Raw genomic sequence first — 16,092 nt, forward strand, 5'->3', positions numbered from 1 at the left:
GGGGAGACATTGATCACCGCCCAGCCTCGTCTGGTCGTGAGCGCGCCGTCGTCCGGTCACGGCAAGACGGCGATCGCCGTGGGACTGCTCGCCGCGCTCAGCGGCCGGGGCATCCCGACGGCGGGCTTCAAGGTCGGTCCGGATCACACCGACGCGGCGTACCTCGGTCTCGCTGCCGGCCGCCCCGGCCGCAACCTGGACCCACGCCTCGTCGGCGCGCAGCGTGTCGCGCCGCTCTTCGCGCACGGCGCCTCCGGGGCCCAGGTCGCCATCATCGAGGGTGCGATGGGCCTGTTCGACAGCCTCACCGGCCAGCCGGAGATCGACGGCACCGCCTCGGTCGCCGCCTCGCTGCGCGCCCCGGTGGTGCTCGTGGTCGATGTCGCGGCGATGGGTCACTCGCTGGCGGCCCTGGTGCACGGCTTCCGGATGTTCGACGAGATGGTGCACCTCGGCGGCGTGATCCTGAACCGGGTCGCCTCCGAGCGGCACGAGCAGATGCTGCGCAGCGCCATGGACGACATCGGCATGCCGGTGCTCGGCGCCCTGCACCGCGGTGACCTTCCCAACGTGCTGCCGGCCCGCACGCACGGGCTCGTCCCGGTGGCGCACCGGACCGTCGAGGCCGGCCGCGCGGTGCGCCGCCTGGGCGAGGCGGTCGCCGGAAGCCTGGACATGGACCGCCTGATGGCGCTGGCTTCGTCCGCGCCGCCGATTCCCGGCCCGCTCTGGTCCCCGGCCGAGGCGGCCGGGGACGGCCCGTTCGACCAACGACCGGTGATCGCCCTGGCCGGAGGCCAAGGCGCCCCGTACACCTATGTGGAGACCGCCGAGCTGCTCACCGCCGCCGGCGCGGACGTCGCGGTCGTCGATCCGCTACGCGACGAGGCCCTTCCGCCCGGCACGCGCGCCCTGGTGGTCGGTGCGGGACTTCCCGAGGGGTACGCGGAAGAGCTCTCCGCCAACCGCCGGCTCTGTGCGGCCGTCGCCCAGTTCGCCCGGGACGGCTGGCCGGTGGTCGCCGAGGGCGTCGCCCTGCCGTGGCTCGGTCGCGAACTGGACGGGCGCCCGATGTGCGGGGTGCTGGACGCCACCGCCACCACCGCCGAACAGACCGTCGCCGGCTATCGCGAGGCGACCGCACCGGGCACGTCCGTGCTGGCCCCCGCCGGTGCCCGGATCACCGGTTACAAGCAGCACCGGGCCGTCGTCACGCCCCGTGCCGGCGCCAACCCCGCGTGGACCTGGTCCGGGGGGAACCCCGAGGGTTTCGTCTGGCGTCAGGTGCACGCCTCACAGCTCGGCCTGCACTGGGCCGCCGCCCCGGAGATAGCCCGCCGTCTGGTCGCCGCCGCCCACGCGGGCCCGCAGGGCGCGCCCGGCGCTCCGGGCGCCATGCCGATGGGCATGCCGTCCGGCCCGCCGATGGGCATGCCGTCCGGCCCGCCCGGAATGCCGCCGTCCGGCCACCCGGGGATGCCTCCGCAGCCGGTTCCCGTCGGTCCGCCCATGCCGCCGATGCAGGGTTCGCCGGCCGTGCCGTCGATGCCGCCCCAGGGCGTGCCGGCCGGCACGCCCATGGGACTGCTTCCCGGCCAGGGCCCGATGCCGGCCGGCCCGCCTCCCGGCATGCCGCCGGGCCAGCCACGGCCCGGCTCCGGGATGCCGGGGCAGGGCGTTGCGGGCCCGGGTTATGGGCCGCCGGACTCCCACTTTCCGGGCCAGGACATTTCAGGGTCCGGTATTGCCGGATATGGCCCCCCGGACTCCGGCACGGCCGGGCGCGGACTGCCGGGCCAGGGCACGCCCACCAGCCCGAGTCCTGGCATGCCCGGTCATGTGATCTCCACCGGCCACGGCCAGATCTCGCAGCACGGTGTCTCGCAGCACGGTTCGGGCATGCCACCCGCCCAAGACCTCCCCGGCGGCTACGACCAGGATTCCGGCCAGGGCGTTTCGAACGGTTATGAGCAGAGCCTCGGCCAGGGTGCTCCGAACGGTTATGAGCAGAGCCTCGGCCAGGGTGCTCCGAACGGTTATGAGCAGAGCCTCGGCCAGGGCACTTCGAACAGTTACGAGCAGGGGCCGGGCCAGGGTGCTTCGGGTGGTTACGAGCACAGCCTCGGCCAGGACGCTTCCGGCGGTTACGAGCAGGGTGGGTCCGGCCGCTACGAGCGGGGCCTCAACCATGGTGCGTCCGGCGGTTACGAGCGGGGTTCCGCCCAGGGTGCCTCCGGCGACTACGACCACGGTCCCGGCCAAGGCGGGCCCGGCAGCTATGACCAGGGCGTTTCAGGCGGTTACGACCACGGTCAGGACCAGGGCCAGAGCCTGGGCCGGAGCTACGACCAAGGCCACGGCCAGGGCCAGGGCCAGGGCCAGGGCCAAGGTAACGGCCAGGGGATGCCAGGTAGCCACAGCCATGGGGCGCAGGGCGGCCACGGTCAGCCGGTGACCGGTTCGGGTCAGATTCCGCCGCCCGCGCAGGGAGCGCAGGCCGGCCATGGGCCGCTGCCCGGCCCCGGCTCGCCGGTGCCTCCGGACAGCCACACGACGGACCTTCCCGTCCACTCCTGACCGGCTCCGGCCGCCCGAAACGGCCCAGCGTGCAAAGGTCGACTCGCCGCCTGCGAAGTTGTCGTACCCCCCTCGTACCGTGAGGCGTACGACAACCGAAGGAGGAGGATCGTGGCCGACCGTGTGCCGCTTGATTTCGACCCGCCGGTTCGTCAGATCAGAGCGCTGCTGCTGGGAGTCGACGACCGTGACCTCCCCGCGTCGACCCCCTGTCCGGGGTGGCCGGTCGCGGCCCTGCTCGATCATCTGATGGGCCTGTCCCTCGCCTTCGCCATGACCGCCCGCAAACGCGCCGGCGCACCCGGCACCGGCGGCCCGCCACCCGAGCCCTCCGCCGCGCACCTGTCGCCGCATTGGCGCAGCCGGCTCCCGGTGCTCCTGGCCGACCTCAGCATCGCCTGGAAAGACCCGGCCGCCTGGACCGGCACGGCACAGGCCGGCGGCGTCACCATGCCGGCCGCCGCGATGGGTGCCGTCGCGATGAACGAGCTGGTCATGCACGGGTGGGATCTGGCCCGTGCGACCGGTCAGGACTATGCGGCCGATCCCCGGGCTCTGGAGGTGCTGGTCGAGTTCCTCGGTCAGGGCCCCTCCGAGGGCACGCCCGGCCTGTTCGGCCCCCGAGTGCTGACCGATCCGGCTTCCGAGGATCTCCTGACTCGCGCCCTCGGCCTGGCCGGCCGTGATCCGGCCTGGCGACCACCCCGCCGGCGCCCTGTCTCGTCCACATCGCGCAGTCGCCCCACCGGCGGCTGACTCCCCGCCGGTCTCGCCGAGAACGGCCGTGACGGCCCCCGGCCGTGACGGCCCCCGGCCGTGACGGCCCACGGCCGCGACGGCCCCCGGCCGTGACGGCCCACGGCCGCGACGGCTACAGCGAGCAGCCGCGGCTACCAGACGTACTTGTCGGAAGGGGGTTTGAAGTCCTCCTCCGGTTCGCCCTTGAGGGCGTCCCGCAGCGTCTGAGCGACCGTGTACTTCGACATCGTCGACCGCCCCTCACCCACCAGATGTTCGGGGTTGTCCGGGTCGGCGACGAAGGCCGCCGCCGCCAGCTGTGGGGTGTACCCACTGAACCACGCGGTCTTGTTGCCGTCGGTGGTGCCGCTCTTACCGGCGACCGGGCGGCCCAGCGTGCCGTACACCATCTCGGAGGTCCCCCAGCCGCCGCAGCTGCCGCGGGCGGAGCCGTAACCGGTGACGCAGCGGGCCGCGTCGGTGGCCGCGCGGGCCACGTTGACCTTGACGGCTTGGCGGCAGCGGGGTGCGGTGACCAGCTCGTCCTGGTGGAGGGCGTGTGTCCCGTCGGGGTTGCGGATGGACTCGACCGGCGTCGGTTCGCAGTAACGGCCTTCCGCGGCGAGGGTGGCGAAGACGTTGGCCATCTCGACGGGGGTGGCGTCGCTGACGCCGAGGGTGAAGGCGCCCCACCCGGAGGCGTGTTCCTTGGTGGCGAGCGTCCGGTCGACTTCGGTGCGCCATCGCAGGCCGAGCCGTTCCGCCATCTCGACCGCCTTCTCCGCGCCGACCCGCTGTTCGAGTTGCACGAAGTAGGTGTTGACCGATTTGCCGAAGCCGCTCCACATGTTCTGGTTACCGGTCATCGATCCGTTGGAATTCTTCGGGCACCAGTGGATGCCGCACGTGGCGGGCCCGGGCGCGGTGATGTAGCGGGAGACGAACCGTTGCGGCGAGTAGAACGTGGTCGACAGCGGCAGCCCGGCTTCCAGCGCGGCGAGCAGAGTGAAGATCTTGAAGGTGGATCCGGCCTGGTAACCGGCCATGTCTCCGCCGCCGAGCAGGGGGTTGACCGTGTTCGGGTAGTTGCCTTTCACGTCGTCGTCCTGCCGCCAGTCGCTGTGCCGGCCGTTGCGTTCCTGGTCGAGCGAGTACCGCCGGTTGACCGCCATGCTGAGGATCCGCCCGGTGCCGGGTTGCACGACCACCTGTCCGTGGGCGATGGTGCTGCCGCGTTTCTCCTTCTCCAGGACGTGGCCCATCGCGTACCGCTGGATCTTGGGGTCGATGGAGGTGACCACCCGGTATCCGCCGCGGCGCAGATTCTCCTCGCGTTCCTGCGGGGTCCGGCCGAAGGCCGGCTGTTCGCGCCACCAGCTCTTGAAGTAGTCGCAGAAGAAGCCCCAGTCGTTGTGCTGGTCGGCGACGGAGACGCAGTCGTTCGGCGGGGTGCTCAGCTTCAGCTTGATCTTGGATTTCCGGGCGGTGGCGGCCTGTTCCTCGGTGATCGCGTCGATCTTGAGCATCTGGTCGATCACGTAGTTGCGGCGATCCAGGGCGGCGGTCTGGTTCTTGGTCGCCGGGTCGTACGCGGACGGCGCCTTGACCAGCCCGGCGAGCAGCGCCGCCTCGGTGAGGGTGAGGTCGCGGGGCGCCTTGGAGAAGAAGACCTGGGAGGCCGCGAAGATGCCGTAGGCGCGATGCCCGTAATAGGCGGCGTTCAGGTAGCGCTCGAGGATCTCCTCCTTGCTGAGCCGCTGCTCCACCTCGATGGCGAGCCGCATCTCCCGCAGTTTGCGGGTGGCGGTCTGTTCGGTGGCTTCGAGCGCTTCCCGGGGGGTGCGGGCGCTGTCGCGCAGCGCCATCCGGACGTACTGCATGGTCAGCGTGGACGCGCCCTGGGAGACGCCGCCGGCCTTCTGGTTGGCGACGAAGGCGCGGGCCACGCCTTTGGCGTCGACGCCGTTGTGCTCGTAGAAGCGGGAGTCCTCGGACGCCACGATCGCCTTGGTCATGTACGGCGACATGTCCTGGAGGTCGACGTGTTTGCGGTGTTCCTCGTAGAACATCGTGAGCAGGGTCTTGCCGTCGCCGGCGTAGACGTAGGTGGTCTGCGCGGGCGGTGTCTCGGTGAGTTGTTCCGGCATGTTCTCCAGGGCTTCGGTACCGGCCTTGACCCCCATCCCGGCCAGCGCGGCGAGGGGGTAGGAGAGGCCGGCGATGATCAGGCCCGAGATGAGCCCGGCTCGGATCAGGAGGGCGACTCTTCCGGCTACGGTGAGGCGTCGGCTCGTCACCTTCTGAAGGTATGACAAAGGCCCTCATGTTCGGATGGAACAGCCGAAGTCTGGCGCTCTTGGTCGTCCGGCATGCTGGGGCCATGTCATACGACCTTGATCATCATGGCGACGCCGAAGTGGGAGCCGGCCTGATCGATCTCGCGGTCAACGTGCGGCACCATGCCATGCCCGCGTGGCTGGCGGACCCGATCGCGGAGTCGTTGGGCGAGCTCTCGGCATACCCGGATGAGCGAAAGGCGACCGCGGCCGTCGCGGCCCGGCACCGCCGGGACCCGGCCGAGGTGCTGTTGACCGCCGGCGCCGCCCAGGCGTTCGTGCTGCTCGCGCAGGCGTTGCGCGGCGCCCGCCGGCCGGTCGTGGTGCATCCGCAGTTCACCGAGCCGGAGGCCGCGCTGCGTAACGCCGGTCACGAGGTGGACCGGGTGATCCTGCGGGAGGCGGACGGCTTCCGGCTCGACCCCGATCTCGTGCCCGACGACGCCGACCTGGTGTTCGTCGGCAACCCGACCAACCCGACCTCGGTGCTGCACCCGGCCGCCGACGTGGCGAAACTGGCACGTCCCGGGCGGGTGCTGGTGGTGGACGAGGCGTTCGCCGACACCACCTGGCGGCCCGGCGCGCCGGGCGAGCCGGAGTCGCTGGCCGAGCGCCGCGACCTGCCCGGTCTGGTGGTGCTGCGCAGCCTCACCAAGACCTGGGGGCTGGCCGGCCTGCGCATCGGTTACGTGCTGGGCCCGGCCGAGCTGCTGCCGCGGCTGGCGGCCGCGCGGCCGCTCTGGGCGGTCTCCACGCCGGCGCTCGCGGCGGCGACGGCCTGCGCGTCGCCGGTCGCGATCGCCGCCGAGCGGGAGATCGCCGAGCAACTCGCGGCCGAGCGCGCCCACCTGGTGGAACGGCTGCGGCGAGTGCCGAGCGTCACGGTTCCCGGCGACCCGGCGTCTGCTTTCGTGGCGATACGGCTCCCCAAAGCCGATCAGATACGCGCTGAGCTGCGCAGACGTGGCTATGCGGTGCGCCGTGGGGACACCTTCCCCGGGCTGGGGCCGGATTGGCTGCGGATTGCGGTGCGCGACACTGCCACCACAGAACGATTCGTGCAGACTCTGAGCGAAGTGATCGAGGAGCGACCGTGACGCTGGAGACCACCCTGGCGGCCATCCGGCCAGCCGACGACGAGGCGATGACCGCCGCCCGTGAACTGCAGGCCCGGCTCACCAAGCCGGCCGGTTCGCTGGGCGCGCTGGAGGAGTTGTCGGTGCGCCTGGCCGGCCTGGCCGGAGTGTGCCCGCCGCCGCTGCCCGAGCCGGCCACGGTCGCGGTCTTCGCCGGCGACCACGGCGTGCACGCCCAGGGGGTGAGCCCGTGGCCGCAGGAGGTCACCGCCCAGATGGTGGCGAACTTCGTGGCCGGCGGCGCCGTGGTGAACGCGTTCGCCCGCCAGACCGGCGCCGATGTGATGGTGGTGGACGTCGGGGTGGCGATCCCGCTGCACGGCGGGCCGAACCTGCTGGACGCGAACGTGCGCCGCGGCACCCGGGACATGACGATCGGCCCGGCGCTGACCCGCGAGGAGGCGCGGGCCGCGGTCGAGGTCGGCATCCGGGTCGCCGGCGCGCTGGTCGACCAGGGCGCGAAAGCGCTGCTCACCGGTGACATGGGCATCGCCAACACGACTCCGGCGGCCGCGCTGATCGCTGCTTTCACCGGCGTGTCCGCCGATGTCGCGACCGGTCGAGGCACCGGCATCGACGACGCGACCCTGACTCACAAGATCTCGGTGGTGGCGTCCGCCCTGGAGCGGCACCGGCCCGACCCGGCCGACCCGCTGGGTGTGCTCGCCGCGGTCGGCGGCCTCGAACACGCCGCGCTGACCGGTTTCATCCTCGGCGCCGCCGCGCGCCGGGTGCCGGTGATCGTCGACGGCGTGATCGCCACGTCGGCCGCCGTCGCCGCCGCGGCGTTCGCCTCCGACGCGGTGGCCGCGATGGTCGCCGGGCACCGGTCCGCCGAGCCGGGCGCGAGTGTCGCGCTCGCCCACCTCGGCCTGGAGCCGCTGCTCGACCTGGGCATGCGCCTCGGCGAGGGTAGCGGCGCGGTGCTGGCCCTGCCCGTCGTGCAGGCCGCGGTGCGGGTGCTGCACGAGGTGGCGACGTTCGACTCGGCGGGGGTTTCGGAGAAATGAGCATCTATCCGCTGGGGCTGCGCCTGGAAGGCCGTCGCGTGCTGGTGGTGGGCGGCGGCTCGGTCGCCACCCGCCGGGTGCCGGCGCTGATCACGGCGGGCGCCCGGGTCGAGATCGTGTCGCCCGAGCTCACCCCCACGCTCCAGGGGCACGTCGACGCCGGGCGGGCGGTCTGGACGCCGCGGCGCTTCGCGCCCACCGACGTCGAGGGCGCATGGCTGGTCCATGTCGCGATCGACGATCCGGAGGCGGCGGCCCAGGTCAGCGTCGCGGCAGAGCAACACCGGATCTTCTGTGTACGGGCGGACGACCGGGAAGCGGCCACCGCGTGGACCCCGGCCGTCACCCGGCACGGCCAGGTGACCGTGGCGGTGACCGACGGTGGCGACCGCCGCCGTGCGATGGCGGTGCGCGACATGGTGGCGCACGTGCTGGAGGCGACCCCGCCGGCCGCTCCGGAACTCAAGGGCGTGGCCCTGGTCGGCGCCGGCCCCGGCGACCCCGAACTGATCACGGTGAAGGGCCGGCGTCTGCTGGCCGCCGCCGACGTGGTGGTCGCCGACCGGCTGGTCCCCGGCATGCTGCTCGGCGAATTGCGTCCCGAGGTCGAGCTGATCGACGCCGCCAAGATCCCGTACGGGCCGCAGGCCGCCCAGGAGGAGATCAACCGGATCCTGGTGGACCGGGCGACCCAGGGCAAGTTCGTGGTCCGGTTCAAGGGCGGCGACAACTTCGTCTTCGGCCGTGGCGGCGAGGAGGCACTGGCCTGTGCCGAGGCGGGCGTGCCGGTGATGGTCGTGCCCGGCGTGACCAGCTCGATCGCGGCCCCCGCGCTGGCCGGCATCCCGGTCACCCACCGTGGGGTGGCGCACGAGTTCACGGTGATCTCCGGCCACATCCCGCCGGACCACCCCGACTCGCTGGTCGACTGGTCGGCGGTGGCCCGGCTGCGCGGCACCGTCGTGGTGCTGATGGGCCTGAAGAACCTGCCGCGGATCACCGAGCGGCTGATCGCCGAGGGCCGTTCGCCGGAGACCCCGGTAGCGGTGGTGCAGGAGGGCTCCACCGCCCATCAGCGGTCGCTGCGCAGCACGCTGGGCGCGGTCACCGGCGAGGTGGCGGCGGCCGGCATCCGCCCGCCCGCGGTGGTCGTGATCGGCGACGTGGTGGCCGTCGCCGACACCTTCACGCCCGCGGCCGGCTGACCGTACCCCCGCGAAGGAGAAGGCGCCGGGCGGAAACGGCCCGGCGCCTTCGAGCGGAGCTCAGCCCTCGGTGTCGTCCGAGGGGGTGTCGTCGTTCTGGTCGACGCCCAGCTCGTCCAGGAACGTCTTGGCCCAGCGGGCCACGTCGTGGGTCCGCAGGTGCCGTTGCATGACCCGCATCCGGCGTTTGAGCTCCGGAAGTTCGGCGCCGACCGCGCGCAGCAGCGCGTCCTTCACGCCGTCCGGGTCGTGCGGGTTGCAGAGGAACGCCTGGCGCAGCTCGGTGGCGGCGCCGGCGAACTCGCTGAGGATCAGCGCGCCACCGGTGTCGCCCCGGCAGGCGATGTACTCCTTGGCGACCAGGTTCATGCCGTCACGCAGCGGGGTCACCATCATCACGTCGGCGGCCGCGTACATCGCGGCGAGTTCCGGCTTGCCGACTGACTGGTGCAGGTAGTGCACGGCCGGCGTGCCGATGTTGCCGAACTCGCCGTTGATCCGGCCGACCTCGCGCTCGACCTTGACCCGCAGCGTCTGGTAGTGCTCGACCCGCTCCCGGCTGGGCGTGGCGACCTGCACCATCACCGCGTCGCCGACGTTCAGTTTCCCGTCGGCCAGCAGTTCCCGGAACGCCTTGAGGCGCAGCTCGATGCCCTTGGTGTAGTCGAGCCGGTCGACGCCGAGGATCACCGTCTTCGGATCACCCAGCTCGGCCCGGATCTGCTTGGCCCGGGCCTGCACCGACGGATCGGCGGCGAGCCGCTCCATCTCGCGCGTGTCGATGCTGATCGGGAACGCGCCGGCTTTCACCTTGCGCCCGTCGACCTGGATCGACTGGCCCTCATAGCGCAGTCCGAGCAGGTGCCGGGCCAGGCGGACGAAGTTCTGCGCGGCCAGCCGCTGCTGGAAGCCGACCAGGTCGGCGCCGAGCAGGCCGCGCAGGATCTCGGCGCGGAACGGCATCTGCATGAACAGTTCGATCGGCGGGAAGGGGATGTGCAGGAAGAACCCGATCTTCAGGTCCGGGCGCATCTCCCGGAGCATGGACGGGACCAGCTGCAACTGGTAGTCCTGCACCCAGACGGTGGCGCCTTTCTCGGCGACCTCCGCCGCGGCCTGGGCGAACCGGTGGTTGACCACGCGGTACGTCTCTCGCCAGCGCCGCTTGTAGACGGGCGTCTCCACCGCGTCGTGGTAGAGCGGCCAGATGGTCGCGTTGGACTGACCCTCGTAGTAGCGCTCCAGCTCCTCGCCGCTGAGCGGCACCGGGTGGATGTGAATGCCCTCGAGGTCGAACGGCTCCGGCGCCTCGCCGGTGCCGCCCGCCCACCCGATCCAGGTGCCCTGATGCTGCATCAGGACCGGATGCAGGGCTGTGACCAGGCCGCCCGGGCTGGGCCGCCACTGCTTCTCACCGTCCGGCGTAGTGACCTCGTCCACGGGCAGACGGTTGGCGACGACGACGAAGGAACTTCGTTGGGCCACGCTGAGTACACCTCCGAGTGGTTTCTGTTCCCAGCGTGAGCCTACTGTGTGTAAGCTCTCGCTCTCTCAACCCCCTCCGGTCCAGCGGCGTATTGGACCGTGATGGACCCGGTGGGGACGGGGTGCCATCCTGTGCCGGTGACCCCGCACGATGATCATTCCCAGCAGCGGCAGCCGTTGTTCTTTCCTGTGGTGATCGCCACGGTGCTGCTCACGATCATCGGCATGGTCGGCGGTTACCTGCTCTCCGAGCGGCGCTCCGGCGAGTCCGGTCGAAACGAGTCATCGGGACGCGACCTGCTTCCGGCCGGGCAGGAGTGCCTCCAGCAGACCCAGGAGATGGGCGCCAAGTTCAACGCCGTCGGCACGCTGCGCCAGGTGCTGCGGGTGCGCACCGAGAGCCGGTCGGTCGCCTGGATCTGCCAGGACGAGGTCGGGCGGCTCTTCTATCACGCGAACAAGGGCGGCGCCGACGCCCCGTGGGTGGAGAACAAGACCGCCCTGTTCCTCGCCGACGTGAACCATGAGGGCGACTACGAGTTCTGGGCCACCGCTGCCGACGGCAACGTGTTCCGGGTCAGCAACACCCGGCTGGCCGTCGAGTACACCGACGGCCGGATCGAGGAACAGAGCGCCGTCCCGGAGTGACGGGCGGGGTTGCCGTTCGCCCGGGGCACGGCAGGTGGAAAGATTGTCCTTTGACATCGGCACCGACAACCCACGATCTCGGAGGTAGGGCACCCCGTGGCCCAATACATCTACGTTCTGGAAAAGGCGCGCAAGGCGCACGGCGACAAGGTCGTGCTCGACAATGTGACGCTGAACTTCCTGCCAGGCGTCAAGATCGGTGTGGTCGGCCCGAACGGCGCCGGTAAGTCCAGCCTGCTCAAGATCATGGCGGGGATCGACCAGGTCAGCAACGGCGAGGCCCGGCTCATGCCCGGCTTCACCGTCGGCATGCTGGCCCAGGAGCCGCCGCTGAACGAGGAGAAGACCGTCCTCGGCAACATCGAGGAAGCGGTCGCCGAGACCAAGGCGAAACTGGCGCGGTTCAACGCGATCGCCGAGCAGATGGCGACCGACTACACCGACGAGCTGATGGAAGAGATGGGCAAGCTCCAGGAGGAGCTCGACCACGCCAACGCGTGGGACGTCGACGCCCAGCTCGAACTCGCGATGGACGCGCTGCGCTGCCCGCCGCCGGACGCCGACGTCACCCAGCTCTCCGGTGGTGAGCGCCGCCGGGTCGCGCTGTGCAAGCTCCTGCTCCAGGCGCCCGACCTGCTGCTGCTCGACGAGCCCACCAACCACCTGGACGCGGAGAGCGTCTCGTGGCTGGAGCAGCACCTGTCCAAGTACGCCGGCACCGTCATCGCCATCACCCACGACCGGTACTTCCTGGACAACGTGGCGACCTGGATCCTCGAGCTGGACCGCGGCCGGGCGTACCCGTACGAGGGCAACTACTCGACGTACCTGGACAAGAAGGCCGCCCGTCTCGCGGTGCAGGGCCGCAAGGACCAGAAACTGCAGAAGCGCCTCACCGAGGAGCTCGAGTGGGTGCGGTCCAACGCCAAGGCCCGGCAGACCAAGAGCAAGGCCCGTCTCGAGCGGTACGAGGAGATGGCCACCGAGGCGGAGAAGACCCGGAAACTGGACTTCGAGGAGATCCAGATTCCGCCGGGCCCCCGTCTCGGCAACACCGTCATCGAGTCGAAGGACCTGGTCAAGGGCTTCGACGGGCGGGTGCTCATCGATCACCTGTCGTTCTCGCTGCCGCGTAACGGCATCGTCGGCATCATCGGCCCGAACGGCGTCGGCAAGACCACCCTGTTCAAGACCATCGTCGGGCTGGAGCAGCCGGACTCGGGTTCGGTGCGGGTCGGCGAGACGGTCAAGCTGTCCTACGTGGACCAGAACCGGTCCGGCCTGGACGGCAGCAAGACCGTGTGGGAGGTCGTCTCCGACGGGCTCGACCACATGATGGTCGGCAAGGTCGAGATGCCGTCCCGGGCCTATGTCGCCGCGTTCGGCTTCAAGGGCCCCGACCAGCAGAAGCCGGTCAAGGTCCTCTCCGGCGGCGAGCGCAACCGGCTCAACCTCGCGATGACGCTGAAGATCGGCGGCAACGTGATCCTGCTCGACGAGCCGACCAACGACCTGGACGTGGAGACGCTGTCCAGCCTGGAGAACGCGCTTCTGGAGTTCCCCGGCTGCGCCGTGGTCATCTCCCACGACCGGATGTTCCTCGACCGCGTGACCACGCACATGCTGGCGTGGGAGGGCACCGACGAGGACCCGGACAAGTGGTTCTGGTTCGAGGGCAACTTCGACGCGTACGAGAAGAACAAGATCGATCGTCTCGGCGCGGACGCGGCCCGGCCGCACCGGGTCACGTACCGCAAGCTCACCCGCGACTGATCCGTGTGACTGATGCGTTTCACCTATGACGTGTCCGTGCGCTGGTCCGACATGGACGCGTACGGGCACGTCAACAACGCCCGGTTCCTCACTCTCTACGAGGAGGCGCGGGTGGCGATGTTCTTCGTCGGTGCCAAGGCGCACGGCCTCGGCACCTTCGAGGAGGGCATCGTGATCGCCCGGCACGAGATCGACTATCTGCGGCCGGTCGACTTCGGCGACCCCGTGCGCATCGAGATGTGGGTGTCCGAGCTGCGGGCGGCGGCGTTCACCGTCTCCTACGAGTTGTTCGACGACGGGGTGCTCGCCAGCCGGGCGAAGTCCGTCTGCGTGCCGTACAACCTGGTTCAAGGCCATCCGCGCAGGCTGTCCGAGGCCGAACGTGCCTTCCTCAAGCCGTACACCGAGGTGTCTTGATGCGAGATGTCCTGATGCGAGATGTCCTGATGAACGTCGACCGGTCATGAGTGACCACGGCCTGCTCGGGGTTCCCGACGCGGGCGCGTTCCTGGCGCGACTCACCCGGCTCGATCCGACCGCACCGGTGCGGCTGCGCTCCTCCGGCGGGCGGACCGCCCTGTGGGCCCGGCTCCCGTGGGACGTGCTGGTCACCCGCGAGGTGGCCGGCCCCGGTCCGGGTGACGCCACGGTCTCCGCGGCCGAACTGCTCGCCGTCCTCGCCGCCGGTGGCATGACGCTGCCGGAACGGCGGGACACCCAGTGGCGCTGGCCGCTGCCGCCGCCCGCCAGCCAGGCCGTCGAGTCGATCTCCGGCGCCGAGCTGGCCCGGCTCGCCTCCGCGGCGGCCGGCACGCTCCGGGAGGTCGCCTCCGGCGGGGTGTCCGGGCGTGCGGTCGGTCAGCGGGCCGTGCGCGACGCCCTGCTCGACCATGTGGCTCTGGTCGTCACCCCCGAGGACGGCGACCCGGTGCGGGTCTCGCAGCGGCTCGTTCAGGCGGTCGCGCGGATGGGATTCCTCGGCCCGCGTGACGCCGAGCCGGCCGGTGCGCGGGTCCGGGTGGCCGGGGGTTGGGTAGGAATTTCTGCACCATATGGAGTAGCGTGGCGACAGAGCGTCCACAAATTGACCGTTATGCCGATGGTTAGTCACCCGAAAGGGTGAAGGCGGATCGTTCTTCTGGTCCCGCCCTCCGGTTGGGGGGATGACCTTCACGAAGGGGACGGGTACCGTCGGCCCTCGGATCCATCGCAACGTCCGGCGTGGGTCTGTTGGGGAGTGAGGTGCACACGATGCCGTGGTGGTCATGGCGTCCGGGAACGGCTGCGGGTAACGAGCAGCCGGATGCCGGTGGCGAGGTGGCGGTTCAAAGCACCGTCCGCGTCGGTGTCCCGGCCCAGCGAGAGCCGAGCCGCTCCGGGGTTCCGTCCGAACCGTCCACGACCGGCCCGTCCGAGTCGGTCCTGCCGGTGCAACTCGCCCGCGTCGGCAAGGCGCTCGACAGGCTCGACATCCGGTTCCTGGCCGACGGGGGCGGCAGCCTGCTCGCCATGTGGGAGCGGCACGCCGTCCTGTTCACCCTGGAGGGTCCGGAAGACGAGATCCTGGTGATGCGGGCCCGGCCACACGCGACGGTCCCGCCGGACTGGGCGGACCGTGCTTATCGCGTGGTGAACGAGTGGAACCACACACGACGTTTCTGTAAGGCCTATGTCGGCGACCCCACCGAGCGCGGCCAGCTCCCGATCTACGCGGAGCTGCAGGTGCCCCTGGCCGCCGGCGTCCACGACACCCTCCTGGTCGAGCTGCTCGATTGTGGAGCCGCGGTGGCGACGTCCTTCGTCGACTGGCTGCACGACGAGGGCGCTCTCCTCTAGGGCTTCGCTACGCCGCGATTCGCCCGGCTACCGGCGAATCGCGGGCTCTAGCGCAGCGGGAACAAGCCGACCCGCCCGTGGTACTCCCGGCCCAGCTGATCGGTGTCCGAGCCGACCAGCAGGCCGTCGGGGATCACCAGGAAGGCCCGCACCCCGACCCCGCGCGAGCGGGTGGGATTCCACTCCAGGGCCTTGCCGGTGTTCGGGTTGACGGCGCCGATCCCGGGTCGGGACACCGCGCCCGGGCCGGGCCCGTTGCCGTCGGTGCCGTACGGGTTGTCGAACCACCGCTGATGCCCGCCCAGGTAGACGGCCGGCCCCGTGATCGCCACCGCGTAGAGGGAGTCCCCGCCGGTCCGCTGCACCCACGTCGGATTGTGCAGCCCGCTGGTGCGCGTCTCGAACCGGGCCGCCGAGTCGCAGAGCTTCTGCGCCGACGACGCCCGCCCGGTCGCCGCCACCACGATGTAGGACCCGTCCGGCGAGAACTTCACCTGCCGCAGGTAGGTGTCGAAACCCTTCATGCAGGTCGGCTTGAACGCGTCGGTGTACCAGCCGGTCAGGGCCGCCCCGGCGCCGCTGGTGTCGAAGAGGGCGATCTGTGTGCGGTCCGCGGTTCCCGATTTCAGGAAGGCGCCGACGGCGATCAGTTTCCGGCCGTCGGGGGAGACGTCGAAGTGCTCGACACGGGTCCGCTTGAGTCCCGGCCCGGTCAGGCGCGCGTCGAAGGCCTGGTCCACCGTGCCGGTGAAGGCGTTGAGCCGGATCAGGCCGACGCGCCGCACTCCGTTGACCGCCTGGAACGTGCCGCCCGCGTAGAGCCGCTCACCCCGGCTCACCAGGGAGCGGACGTCGCCCCAGTTGACCCGGGCGTTGAACGAGACGTACCGGCTGCTGTCGTGCAGTGATATCCGGGCCAGGCCCCGCTGGGCCGCCCCGTTGACGGTCTTGAAGGCCCCGCCCATGTAGACCGAGTGATCCGGGCCGGCGGCCAGCGAGTAGACGGCGCCGTCGACCTCCGGGGCGAACGTCCGGATCAAGCCGTCGTGCAGGCCGAACGCGAAGACGTTCTTACGGGCGAAGGTCAGCCGGCGGGTGCTGTCGGCGACCTTGGTGAACGCCCCGCCGACCACCACGGTGTCGCCGACGACGGCCAGTGACCACACGGTCCCGTCCAGCACGTGCGGCGTGTGGTCGGCCGGATCGGCCGAGACCACCGTCGGGTGGTACGTGTCCGCCGCCGCCGGCGGTACGCCGGCCAGCGCCGGAACGGCAACGGCCGCCACAGCGGCGGCAGCGAGCAGGCGACGGCGCATGAGACGGCTCCCCGGATCGTGATAGACAATCC

13 protein-coding genes are annotated in these 16,092 nt (G+C 71.0%); 10 read left to right on the plus strand and 3 right to left on the minus strand.

Annotation, left to right across the window (positions count from 1 at the left end; genetic code table 11):
- The first annotated feature begins 36 nt into the window (after positions 1-36).
- Both QLQ12_RS25775 and QLQ12_RS25780 read left to right on the plus strand, forming a co-directional pair.
- Positions 37-2,577, plus strand: a complete 2,541-nt coding sequence (locus tag QLQ12_RS25775) for a cobyrinate a,c-diamide synthase (RefSeq protein ID WP_282763032.1) — start codon at positions 37-39, stop codon at positions 2,575-2,577.
- Between the two features lie 111 nt (positions 2,578-2,688).
- On the plus strand, positions 2,689-3,333 hold the full coding sequence (locus QLQ12_RS25780) for a TIGR03086 family metal-binding protein (RefSeq protein ID WP_282763033.1): 645 nt from the start codon (positions 2,689-2,691) through the stop codon (positions 3,331-3,333).
- Positions 3,334-3,467: 134 nt separating this feature from the next.
- Here the strand turns inward: QLQ12_RS25780 and QLQ12_RS25785 are convergent, their stop codons facing one another.
- Positions 3,468-5,612: a transglycosylase domain-containing protein gene (locus QLQ12_RS25785; protein ID WP_282763034.1), complete on the minus strand. Its 2,145-nt coding sequence runs from the start codon at positions 5,610-5,612 to the stop codon at positions 3,468-3,470.
- A 26-nt stretch (positions 5,613-5,638) separates the two neighbouring features.
- On the opposite strand from QLQ12_RS25785, the gene cobC reads away from it, so the two are divergent.
- From cobC to cobA, 3 genes are read left to right on the plus strand one after another with little or no spacing between them, the layout of a single operon-like run.
- Complete coding sequence (gene cobC, locus QLQ12_RS25790) at positions 5,639-6,748, plus strand: Rv2231c family pyridoxal phosphate-dependent protein CobC (protein WP_282763070.1); 1,110 nt, start codon at positions 5,639-5,641, stop codon at positions 6,746-6,748.
- A complete protein-coding gene (gene cobT / locus QLQ12_RS25795; protein WP_282763035.1) occupies positions 6,745-7,797 on the plus strand; it encodes a nicotinate-nucleotide--dimethylbenzimidazole phosphoribosyltransferase in 1,053 nt (350 codons plus the stop codon). The genes cobC and cobT overlap by 4 nt, the downstream gene beginning before the upstream one ends.
- Positions 7,794-9,002 carry a uroporphyrinogen-III C-methyltransferase gene (gene cobA, locus QLQ12_RS25800; protein ID WP_282763036.1) on the plus strand — a complete coding sequence of 403 codons (1,209 nt, stop codon included), beginning with the start codon at positions 7,794-7,796 and terminating at the stop codon, positions 9,000-9,002. The genes cobT and cobA overlap by 4 nt, the downstream gene beginning before the upstream one ends.
- A 60-nt stretch (positions 9,003-9,062) precedes the next feature.
- Here the strand turns inward: cobA and QLQ12_RS25805 are convergent, their stop codons facing one another.
- Positions 9,063-10,487, minus strand: coding sequence for an alpha,alpha-trehalose-phosphate synthase (UDP-forming) (locus QLQ12_RS25805; RefSeq protein ID WP_282763037.1), 1,425 nt, complete (start codon positions 10,485-10,487; stop codon positions 9,063-9,065).
- Between the two features lie 138 nt (positions 10,488-10,625).
- Here QLQ12_RS25805 and QLQ12_RS25810 point away from each other — a divergent pair, with 138 nt between their 5' ends.
- The 5 genes from QLQ12_RS25810 to QLQ12_RS25830 all read left to right on the plus strand — a co-directional run bounded on the left by QLQ12_RS25810 (position 10,626) and on the right by QLQ12_RS25830 (position 14,744).
- Positions 10,626-11,135, plus strand: a complete 510-nt coding sequence (locus tag QLQ12_RS25810) for a hypothetical protein (protein WP_282763038.1) — start codon at positions 10,626-10,628, stop codon at positions 11,133-11,135.
- 96 nt (positions 11,136-11,231) lie between these two features.
- A complete protein-coding gene (gene ettA, locus QLQ12_RS25815) occupies positions 11,232-12,908 on the plus strand; it encodes an energy-dependent translational throttle protein EttA (RefSeq protein WP_282763039.1) in 1,677 nt (558 codons plus the stop codon).
- A 12-nt stretch (positions 12,909-12,920) separates the two neighbouring features.
- Positions 12,921-13,325, plus strand: coding sequence for an acyl-CoA thioesterase (locus QLQ12_RS25820; protein WP_282763040.1), 405 nt, complete (start codon positions 12,921-12,923; stop codon positions 13,323-13,325).
- 46 nt (positions 13,326-13,371) lie between these two features.
- Entirely contained in the window at positions 13,372-14,031 is a 660-nt protein-coding gene (locus QLQ12_RS25825) for a hypothetical protein (protein ID WP_282763041.1), read from the plus strand.
- Positions 14,032-14,159: 128 nt separating this feature from the next.
- Positions 14,160-14,744, plus strand: a complete 585-nt coding sequence (locus tag QLQ12_RS25830; RefSeq protein ID WP_282763042.1) for a type III secretion system chaperone family protein — start codon at positions 14,160-14,162, stop codon at positions 14,742-14,744.
- A 47-nt stretch (positions 14,745-14,791) separates the two neighbouring features.
- Here the strand turns inward: QLQ12_RS25830 and QLQ12_RS25835 are convergent, their stop codons facing one another.
- Entirely contained in the window at positions 14,792-16,060 is a 1,269-nt protein-coding gene (locus QLQ12_RS25835; RefSeq protein ID WP_282763043.1) for a PKD domain containing protein, read from the minus strand.
- Positions 16,061-16,092 lie beyond the last annotated feature (32 nt).

Origin of the sequence: Actinoplanes sandaracinus (assembly GCF_030009775.1) — a bacterium.
Taxonomy (GTDB): Bacteria; Actinomycetota; Actinomycetes; order Mycobacteriales; family Micromonosporaceae; genus Actinoplanes; species Actinoplanes sandaracinus.